Source organism: Streptomyces sp. NPDC054956, assembly GCF_053609185.1.
In genome coordinates this window covers 1-9,377 of sequence record NZ_JBSGXB010000295.1, presented here as the reverse complement: position 1 = coordinate 9,377, position 9,377 = coordinate 1, and the positions used below count along the sequence as shown (strand labels likewise).

At 71.6% G+C, this 9,377-nt stretch carries 10 protein-coding genes and 1 pseudogene; 9 read left to right on the top strand and 2 right to left on the bottom strand.

The window, feature by feature from the left end; genetic code table 11:
* Window positions 1-18 precede the first annotated feature (18 nt).
* Both ACWGDE_RS31710 and ACWGDE_RS31705 read left to right on the top strand, forming a co-directional pair.
* Window positions 19-543 (top strand): RNA polymerase sigma factor, encoded by a 525-nt coding sequence (locus ACWGDE_RS31710; protein WP_453392483.1) that lies wholly within the window; start codon window positions 19-21, stop codon window positions 541-543.
* Window positions 544-580: 37 nt separating this feature from the next.
* Window positions 581-1,087, top strand: coding sequence for a GNAT family N-acetyltransferase (locus ACWGDE_RS31705; RefSeq protein ID WP_453392482.1), 507 nt, complete (start codon window positions 581-583; stop codon window positions 1,085-1,087).
* A gap of 24 nt (window positions 1,088-1,111) precedes the next feature.
* Here the strand turns inward: ACWGDE_RS31705 and ACWGDE_RS31700 are convergent, their stop codons facing one another.
* Both ACWGDE_RS31700 and ACWGDE_RS31695 read right to left on the bottom strand, forming a co-directional pair.
* Window positions 1,112-1,543, bottom strand: a complete 432-nt coding sequence (locus ACWGDE_RS31700; protein ID WP_453392481.1) for a hypothetical protein — start codon at window positions 1,541-1,543, stop codon at window positions 1,112-1,114.
* Window positions 1,536-1,904 (bottom strand): hypothetical protein, encoded by a 369-nt coding sequence (locus tag ACWGDE_RS31695; RefSeq protein WP_453392480.1) that lies wholly within the window; start codon window positions 1,902-1,904, stop codon window positions 1,536-1,538. Before ACWGDE_RS31695 ends, ACWGDE_RS31700 begins: the two co-directional genes overlap by 8 nt.
* A 68-nt stretch (window positions 1,905-1,972) precedes the next feature.
* On the opposite strand from ACWGDE_RS31695, the gene ACWGDE_RS31690 reads away from it, so the two are divergent.
* The 7 genes and pseudogenes from ACWGDE_RS31690 to ACWGDE_RS31660 all read left to right on the top strand — a co-directional run.
* Window positions 1,973-2,659 carry an HAD family hydrolase gene (locus ACWGDE_RS31690; protein WP_453392479.1) on the top strand — a complete coding sequence of 229 codons (687 nt, stop codon included), beginning with the start codon at window positions 1,973-1,975 and terminating at the stop codon, window positions 2,657-2,659.
* A gap of 375 nt (window positions 2,660-3,034) precedes the next feature.
* Window positions 3,035-4,102 (top strand): methionine ABC transporter ATP-binding protein, encoded by a 1,068-nt coding sequence (locus ACWGDE_RS31685; RefSeq protein WP_453392478.1) that lies wholly within the window; start codon window positions 3,035-3,037, stop codon window positions 4,100-4,102.
* Window positions 4,099-4,767, top strand: a complete 669-nt coding sequence (locus ACWGDE_RS31680) for a methionine ABC transporter permease (protein ID WP_453392477.1) — start codon at window positions 4,099-4,101, stop codon at window positions 4,765-4,767. The genes ACWGDE_RS31685 and ACWGDE_RS31680 overlap by 4 nt, the downstream gene beginning before the upstream one ends.
* Before the next feature lie 101 nt (window positions 4,768-4,868).
* The gene (locus ACWGDE_RS31675) at window positions 4,869-5,735 is read left to right on the top strand and encodes a MetQ/NlpA family ABC transporter substrate-binding protein (protein WP_453392476.1); all 867 of its coding nucleotides are present in this window, start codon (window positions 4,869-4,871) and stop codon (window positions 5,733-5,735) included.
* A 216-nt stretch (window positions 5,736-5,951) separates the two neighbouring features.
* The gene (locus ACWGDE_RS31670; protein ID WP_453392475.1) at window positions 5,952-6,683 is read left to right on the top strand and encodes a GNAT family N-acetyltransferase; all 732 of its coding nucleotides are present in this window, start codon (window positions 5,952-5,954) and stop codon (window positions 6,681-6,683) included.
* 79 nt (window positions 6,684-6,762) lie between these two features.
* Window positions 6,763-7,971 (top strand): precorrin-6y C5,15-methyltransferase (decarboxylating) subunit CbiE, encoded by a 1,209-nt coding sequence (gene cbiE / locus ACWGDE_RS31665; protein ID WP_453392474.1) that lies wholly within the window; start codon window positions 6,763-6,765, stop codon window positions 7,969-7,971.
* A 294-nt stretch (window positions 7,972-8,265) separates the two neighbouring features.
* Window positions 8,266-9,377 (top strand): annotated as a pseudogene (locus tag ACWGDE_RS31660) (nicotinate-nucleotide--dimethylbenzimidazole phosphoribosyltransferase); the annotation flags it as partial.

Here is a 9,377-nt window from a genome sequence, read left to right as displayed (position 1 = left end):
CCACTCGTCCCGCCCGGCATGGACCTGCTGAAGGCTGAACTCGCCGAGTTGCTCGACAAGCTCCGCCCGCTGCTCCGCGCCGAGGCGGCCGCGGAGACCGCGGGCACCGGAGTGGACGCCGCCGACCTGGAACAAGCCGTCTGGGTCAGGCTGCTGGAGCACCGGCGCACCCCCTCGGAGCCCGCGGACTGGCTGCGCCGGGCGGTGCGCGCGGAGTCCCGGCTGGCGCGGCGCCGGGCCCGGCGCGAAGTGCCCTACGACCACACCGCCCGTAGCAGTACGGGGGCGGAACCGGAAGACGCCCTCCTGCACGGCGAGGAGAACCGGGCCCTCCGATCGGCGGTCGCCCGATTGCCCGGGCGGTGTCCGGAGCTCATGAGGGCACTCCTTTCGCCCAGGGACCTCACTTACCGTGAAATCGCAGGAGAGTTGGGTATCTCACAAGGAAGTTTGGGGCCCGTCCGTTCCCGATGCCTGGGATGTCTGCGCAGAATGCTGGCCGTAGAGGTTGCGGCTCCCGACCTGCGGGGAATGGAGCGGTAGACCACAGGGCTACCAGGTGAGCGGGAGGCATGCGCACATGGGCATGAGCGTGACCATTTCGGCGGCAGCTGCCGAGGACGCCGAGCAGATCATCAAACTGCAGTACCTGGCGTTCCAGAGCGAAGCCGAGCTGTACGGCAACTACCGCATCCAGCCGCTCACCCAGTCCCTGGACTCCCTCAAGCAGGAGCTGGCCTCGGACACCGTCCTGGTGGCCCGGCTCGGCGACGAGATCGTCGGAGCCGTGCGCGGCAACGTCGACGAAGAGGGCACCGGCAAGATCGCCAAGCTCTGCGTCCACCCCCGCCTCCAGGGCCACGGGCTCGGCGCCCGGCTGCTGAGCGCGGTCGAGGAGATCCTCGCCGGCCACGACGGGACCATCCGCTTCCGGCTGTTCACCGGCCACAAGAGCGAGTCGAACCTGCGGCTCTACCGCAAGGCCGGCTACACCCAGGTCGGCGGGCGCACCGCGTCCGACGGCGTCCGCCTGGTGATCCTGGAGAAGGAGGCCAAGGAGGCCACCGACTTCGCGGTCAGCGCCTAGCGGCCACCGCCCGGCGCCCTGTGCTCAGCGCTTCGCGCGGAGCCAGAGCATCCCGGTGATCGGCAGGATCACCGGGATGAACAGGTAGCCCATTCCGAAGTCCGACCACACGGTCGCGTCGGGGAAGGCCTCGGGGCGCAGCAGCGTCCAGGTGCCGACGGTCAGTACGCCGGTCAGCTCGGCGGCGCAGCAGATCCGCGCCGCCTTGCGGGCCGTTTCCCCGCCGCGGACCAGTGAGTACGTGATGAAGGCGTAGACCAGGGCGGCCACGGCCGACAGCGAGTACGCCAGCGGGGCCCGGTCGAACTCGGTGGAGATCTGGTAGAGCGAGCGGGAGACCGCGCCGACCGTGATCACCCCGTAGAGCCAGACCAGCAGCACCCCCGGCCCGGTGACCAGGCGCCGCCGCCCGGCGGCGGGCCCGGTGGATTCCGTGTTCGTGTCCGTGTCAGGCACCGGTGTTTCCCCAGATGTCGTAGAGCCGTACTTCCAGGACGGCGAGGACGACCGCACCCGCGGCGACCGTCACCGAACCCCATTTGCTGCGCTCGGTCACCGAGAGCAGCGCGGCGGCCGGAATCGCGGCGAGGGCGCCCAGCAGGTAGGCCACGAAGAGGACCGTGCCCTGTCCGGGCTTCTCGCCGCGGGCGAGCTGGATCAGGCCGATCACCAGCTGGGCCAGGACCAGCACGGTCACCACGGCCATGCCGATGAAGTGCCAGTCCTTGGTCGGCTGGTTCCGCGAGGCGGCGAAACCGCACCAGGCGGCGAGGGCGAGTGCGGCCACGCCGATGGCGACCGTCAGGGCGTCGAGCATGCAGCGAGGGTATTACGGGCCGAAAGACCCGATGCGCTCACCCCTGCCCCCGGGCTTTCCTGGAAGACATGAAGCTGCAAGGGACGCACGGACCGCTTTTCGACGCGCTGCTGTTCGACAACGACGGCACGCTCGTCTCCTCGATGGAATCGGTGTTCCGCTGCTGGACCCGCTGGGCCCGGGAGTACGGGATCGCGCAGGAGGCCTTCGACGCGGTCGAGCTGAACGGCCGCCCGGCCGCGGAGATCATCGCCGACCTGCTGCCCGAGGAGGCCAGGGCGGGGGCGCTGGCCCGGATCGAGGCCCTGGAGATCGAGGACGTGGCGGGCGGTGTCGTCCTGCTGCCCGGCACGAGGGAACTGCTCTCCGCGCTGCCCGCCGGCCGCTGGGCCGTGGTCACCTCGGCCACCCGCCCGCTCGCCGAGGCCCGGCTGCGCGAGGCCGGCATCGCCGCCGGGAAGGAGGGGGGCCCCGAGCTGGTGGCCGCCGACGACATCACCCGCGGCAAGCCCGACCCGGAGCCCTTCCTGCTGGCGGCCGCCCGGCTCGGCGTGGATCCGGCCCGCTGCGTGGTCTTCGAGGACGCCCCGGCGGGGCTGACCGCGGGCCGCGCGGCCGGGATGACCACCGTGGCCTTGACCACAACGCACCCCGCCGCCGGGCTCGACGCGGACGTGGTCGTGAGGGACCTCTCGGCCGTGTCGGTGCTGGTCGGAGCCGATGGTCTGACCGTCGAGACGGACGATCGGCCCTGACCGGTGCTGTCCGGTATGTGGCCGAAATCCGTCCGGTATGCGGACGCCTTTGATCGGTCACAGGGATCGTCTGGTTTACTGGGGCCATGACCACGACGAGCAGCCGCACCCTTGCGACCGAGGCGACGATGACGCCCGGTGCTCGTTGTATGTGTCGAATGTGCGCCTTCTGAGGGCCCCTTTCCCCGCAGTCTCGCGCCCCGAAGCGAGATGGCCGAGCCTCTTCCGGCATCCCTGTGCGACCCGGATCGCTCCTGCCCCGCGCATGCGCCGACGCCGTCGTTTTCCGATGGTTCGCCCCGTATCGCGTCCCCAGATGTTTGCCCCGTGCCGCGGCACCCGCTGCGCCGCGCACTCGACAGCGACGGAAATCCTGTGATCACCACATCGGGCCTCACGAAGGTCTACCAGTCCCGTGGCCGCGAGGTCACCGCCCTGGACGGCGTCGACCTGCACGTCCGCCAGGGCGAGGTCTACGGAGTCATCGGCCAGAGCGGCGCCGGCAAGTCCTCCCTGATCCGCTGCGTCAACCTGCTGGAGCGCCCCACCACCGGCACCGTGAGCGTCGACGGAGTCGATCTCACCGCGCTGGCCGGCCGCGGCCGCCGCGCCGGCAAGGAGCTCCGCGAGGCCCGCAGCCGCATCGGCATGGTCTTCCAGCACTTCAACCTGCTGTCCTCGCGCACCGTCCAGGGCAACATCGAACTGCCCCTGGAGATCCTCGGCATATCGGGCCGCGAACGCTCCCGCAAGGCAGCCGAACTCCTCGACCTCGTCGGCCTCGCCGACAAGGCCAAGGCCTACCCCGGACAGCTCTCCGGCGGCCAGAAGCAGCGCGTCGGCATCGCCCGCGCCCTGGCCGGTGACCCCAAGGTGCTGCTCTCCGACGAGTCCACCAGCGCGCTGGACCCGGAGACCACCCGTCAGATCCTGCAGCTGCTGCGGGACCTCAACCGCCGGCTCGGCCTGACCGTCCTGCTGATCACGCACGAGATGGACGTGGTCAAGTCCGTCTGCGACTCGGCCGCGCTGATGAAGCAGGGCCGGATCGTCGAGTCCGGCACCGTCACCGAGCTGCTGGCCACCCCCGGCTCCCAGCTCGCCCACGAACTCTTCCCGCTGACCGGCACCGCGACCACCGCGGAGCACACGGTCATCGACGTCACCTTCCACGGCGAGACCGCGACCCGGCCGGTGATCTCCCAGCTGGCCCGCACCTACAACATCGACATATCGATCCTCGGCGCGGCGATGGACACCGTCGCCGGCAAGCAGATCGGCCGCATGCGCATCGAGCTGCCCGGCCGCTACGAGGACAACGTCGTACCCGTCGGATTCCTGCGCGAGCAGGGCCTCCAGGTGGACGTGGTGGAAGCCGACGCGGAAGCGGCCGTGGACGTGGACGGCGAACTCGCCGAGCTGGTCAAGGATGGTGCGAAGTGACCTGGTCCGAAATGCAGCCGCTGCTCACGCAGGGCACCTTCGACACCCTCTACATGGTGCTGTGGTCCACCCTGGTGACCGTCCTGGGCGGCCTGCCCATCGGCATCCTGCTGGTGCTCACCGACAAGGGCGGCCTGCTCCAGAACCGCCCGGTCAACAAGGTGCTCGGCGTGATCGTGAACATGGGCCGTTCGCTCCCGTTCATCATCCTGCTGATCTTCCTCATCCCCGTCACCACGGCGATCGTCGGCACCTTCATCGGCCCCACCGCGATGATCGTCCCGCTCGCCATCGGTGCCATCCCCTTCTTCGCCCGGCTCGTCGAGACCGCCGTCCGCGAGGTGGACCACGGCCTGATCGAAGCCGTCGAGTCCATGGGCGGCGGCATCCCGACCCTGGTCGGCAAGGTGCTCCTCCCGCAGGCCCTGCCCTCGCTGATCGCGGCCGTCACCACCACTGTGATCACCCTGATCGGCTACTCGGCCATGGCCGGCGCGGTCGGCGGCGAAGGGCTCGGCTCCAAGGCCATCACCTACGGCTTCCAGCGCTTCGAGACCGGCTTCATGGTCGCGACCGTCGTCGTGCTGATCGTGCTCGTCACGGTGATCCAGCTCATCGGCGACGGCGTGGTACGCCTCCTCGCGCGGCGCGGTCGGACAGCCTGATCCGGGCCCGAGCCGTACATTTCCAGACTTTTTCCTGAAAGCCCGCACTTGTCGTGCTTGGGCCGTCATCCACACAGCAAAAAGCAAGAAAGGCACTCTTCGTGCGTAAGAACATCAAGCTCACCGCCCTCGCCACCGCCGCCGCCGCGCTGACCCTCTCCCTGAGCGCCTGCGGCAGCTCCTCGGACCCGTCCTCCACCAAGGCCGACGGCGGCAAGGTCGACGAGAGCAAGCCCCTGGTCGTCGCGGCGTCCCCGACCCCGCACGCCGACATCCTGAAGTTCGTCAAGGACAACCTGGCGGCCAAGGAAGGCCTCAAGATCGAGGTGAAGGAGTTCACGGACTACGTCCTGCCGAACACCGCCACCCAGCAGGGCCAGGTCGACGCCAACTACTTCCAGCACGTGCCGTACCTGAACGACTTCAACAAGAAGAACGGCACCGACATCGTGCCCGTCGTGAACGTGCACCTGGAGCCGCTCGGCCTCTACTCCAAGAAGGTCAAGGCCCTCACCGACATCAAGGCCGGCCAGACCGTCGCCGTCCCCAACGACCCCACCAACGAGGGCCGCGCGCTCCAGCTGCTCGCCGCCAACAAGCTCATCACCCTCAAGGAGGGTGTCGGCACCGCCGCCAAGCTGTCCGACATCACCGACAAGAAGGGCCTGGAGTTCAAGGAGCTGGAGGCCGCCACGGTCCCGCGCGCCCTGAACGACGTGGACGCCGCCGTCATCAACGGCAACTACGCCATCGAGGCCAAGCTCGTCCCGGCCAAGGACGCGCTCGTCCTGGAGAAGGCCGACGGCAACCCGTACGCCAACATCCTCGCGGTCAAGAACGGCAAGCAGGACGACCCGCGCATCCAGAAGCTCGCCAAGCTCCTGAACTCCGACGAGGTCAAGAAGTTCATCACCGACAAGTACGAGGGCTCGGTCGTCCCGGCCTTCGGCAAGCCCGCCTCCTCCTGATCCCGTAGGCAAGGTCAGGTCAGGCCGCCCGGCCCCGTCCACCCCACCGGTGTACGGGGCCGGGCGCTGCCCGCTTCCGGGCAGCCCGGCCCTGCACATCCCCAGGCCGATGCTGCATGCTGTGGCCTACGACCCGCGGACGCGGCCCGCACAACGGACCGCACGACGGTCGCCTCGCACCACGGTCGCACCACGGTCTCAGGCTTGGAGCTGCGCATGACTACCACCTTCCCGGACGTCACCATCAGCACGGACCGGCTGGTGCTGCGCCCCTTCGAGGAAGAGGACGTCACCGCGCTCGCCGAGATGATGAACGACGAGCAGATCACCGCCTGGACCTCGGTCCCGCACCCCTACACCCACGCGCACGCCCTCGACTGGGCCACCAGAGCCGCGCACGAGGAACGGACCGCCGGTCGCGGCATCGTCCTCGCCGTCACCGAGTTCCTCACCCAGCGGCTGGTCGGCATCGTCCACCTCCAGAACACCGACTGGCGCCTGCGGGCCGCCGAAGTCGGCTACGTCATCGCCCCCTGGGCCCGCGGCGAGGGCTACGCCAGCGAGTCCGTACGGGCCGTCGCCCACTGGCTCTTCCGGGAGCAGGGCTTCGAACGCTTCGAGCTGCGCACCGCCGCCGACAACACCGCCTCCCAGCAGGTGGCGCAGAAGATCGGTTGCATCAGTGAAGGCGTCCTGCGCAACGCGTGCATAGTGCGCACCCAGAACCCCGACGGCTCCTGGGCCGACGGCCGCAGCGACCTCATCGTCTGGGGCCTGGTCCCCGAGGACCTCGACGAGGACGGCGACGAGTACTCCGACGGATACGGGGACGGGTACGCGGAGGACTACTCGGCGGGCTATTCCGCCCACTACGCCGGCGGGTACGCCGATCACGGGATCCAGGCGTCCGACGCGAACGGCTACGCCGTCTCCTCCGACCGGAACTGACCTGATGACCAGGTAGTCTCACCGTGCCCCCACCCCCCGACGAAGCTCCGCCCACCCCCACTCCAGGAGACTGACGACGATGGCCGACCGGGTCACGGTGATCGGCTGGGACGGCTCCCCCCTGACCGCGTCCGCCCGGTCCGCGCTCGCCGCGGCCACGCTGGTGGCCGGCGCCGCCCACCACCTGGCGCTCCCCGAAGTCCCGCCCGCCGCCGAACGCGTCCGGCTCGGCAGCCTCGGCCTCGCCGCCCGCCGGATCGCCGGCCACCGCGGCACCGCCGTGGTCTTCGCCGACGGCGACCCCGGCTTCTTCGGAGTCGTACGCGCCCTGCGCGCCCCCGAACACGGCCTGGAAGTCGAGGTCGTGCCCGCCGTGTCCGCCGTCGCGGCCGCCTTCGCCCGCGCCGGGATGCCCTGGGACGACGCCCAGGTCGTCGTCGCCCACCGCCGCACCCTGCGCCGCGCCGTCAACGTCTGCCGCGCCCACTCCAAGGTCGCCGTCCTCACCTCGCCCGGCGCCGGACCGGCCGAACTGGCCCTGCTCCTCGAAGGCGTCCACCGCACCTTCGTCATCTGCGAGGAGCTCGGCACCGACAAGGAGCAGGTGACGGTCCTCACCTCCGACAAGGCCGCCGACCACACCTGGCGCGACCCCAACGTGGTGATCGTCATCGGCGGCCAGCCCACCGCCCCCGACCCGGCGTGGCTCATGGGCCAGAGCGCCGCCCAGAGCGCCGTCCGCGGCTGGGCCCGCCCGCAGAACGACGTCGGAGAAGGGGAGTCCACGCAGCTGCGCGCGGCGCAGCTCGCCCGGCTCGGCCCGCGCACCGGAGACCTCGTCTGGGACATCGGCTCCGGCTCCGGAGCCCTCGCCGCGGACGCCGCCGCACTCGGCGCCGCCGTGATCGCCGTCGACGCCGACCCGCACGCTTGCGAACGCACAACCGCCGCCGCCCGCGCCCGGGGTGTACAGCTCCAGGTGATCAACGGCCGCGCCCCGCACGTACTGGAAGACCTTCCCGAGCCCGACGTCGTCCGCGTCGGCGGCGGGGGAGCCGAGGTCGTCGCCGCCGTCGCGGACCGCCGCCCCGAACGCATCGTCAGCCACGCCTCCACGCGCGACGAGGCCGAGGCCATCGGCCGCGTCCTGACCGAGGGCGGGTACGCCGTCGAGTGCGCGCTGCTGCAGTCCGTCGGCCTGGAGACCCGGACCTGGACCGAACGACAGCGCTCCGTGGTGTTCCTGCTCGCCGCCGAACGGCCCGTCAACCGCCCGGACAGGACCTGACCGTCCCCGAGGCCGCCCGGTCCCGGGCCCGGGGGTAGGCTGGCCGATCGTCACACCGCCCCCGACGGATCGGGCGCGCGGGGGGACGGGACACGAGACGTGGCGTAGTCCACAGAGGACCGTGGCGGTAATGGCTGCCGCGGTGGCGAACGGGCAGGACAATACTTACTGGTTGTCGTGCGGGCGTACGTGAGGCGAAACCGCCGCACGGCGATCCCGCACTGCAATCCCGTCTGGCGGCCTCGAGGGCGACCGGGCGGTCGAAGAGGCAACACCGATGGGCGAGGGGTACGCATGACTGACACCGGCCAGGTTCCGGGCGAGGGTCTCCCGGACAGCACGGGCATGGTGGATCAGCCGGGCGTCCCCGCCCAGGTCCCCGCGCCCTCGCCCGCGACCGGGGGCTACGCCTTCCAGGACCTCGTCGACGACCCGGCCGGGCCGGAGGACGAGGAACTGCTGCTGATGCCCAGCAGCCAGGGAGCGTGGAGCGACCCCCAGGTCGTCCCGCCGGTACCCGCCTTCCCCGAGCCCTCCGCGTACGCGGACGCGCCGTACGCCGAATACCCGGGCGTCCCCGACTACCAGCAGCAGCCGGTCCCCGCCGCCGAGGCGCCGGTCGCCTACGAGACCCCGGGCTACCCGCAGCCGTCGTTCCCGGACCAGGCCTTCCCCGAGCCGGCCTTCCCGCAGCAGCCCTCCTTCGCCGAGCCCTCCTTCACCGACGCGTCCTACGGCGCCGGCGCCCACGAGGCCGGCGGCCGGGACTCCGGCGCGCTCGACCTCGGCGGCCTGGTGGCCCCGCAGGGCCAGGTTCCGGCGGCCCCCGCCGCCCCGGCCCCGGTACGGCGCCCGCTGCACATGGGTCCGCCCGTGCCCGAGGCCACCGGGGGAGTCGTACGCTCCCTCGCGGACCGGGGTCCCGCCGCGACGCCCGCGCCCGCGCAGGTGCCGGCCCCCGCCGTGCCCGCCGCCGAGCCCCTCGTCTCCGCGCTGAGCACCCCCGCGACGCCCGTCCCGGTGCGCCAGCCCGGGCCGCCGACCACGGGACCGGAGTACCTGGACCTCCCGCAGGCCGAGATCCCGGTGCAGGCCGGGACCCCGTGGACGGTCGAACAGGCCCCCGAGGCCGTGGCCGCCGCCCCGGCACCCGAGCCCGAGCCGGCCGCCTTCGCGGAGCCCGAGGCGCGGCAGGAGCCGCAGCCCGAGCCCGTCGCGGTCGCCTTCGCCGAGCCCGTCGCGGTGGCCGTCCCGGAGCCCGAGCCGGTCGTCGTCGCGCCCGAGCCGGTCGCCGTGGCCGAGGCCGACGTGGGGCCCCTCGCGGCCGAGCCCGTGGTGGAGCCCGAGGCCGAGCCCGTCGCCGACGCCGTCACCGAGGCCGAGCCGGGCGTCGCGCCGGAGCCGCA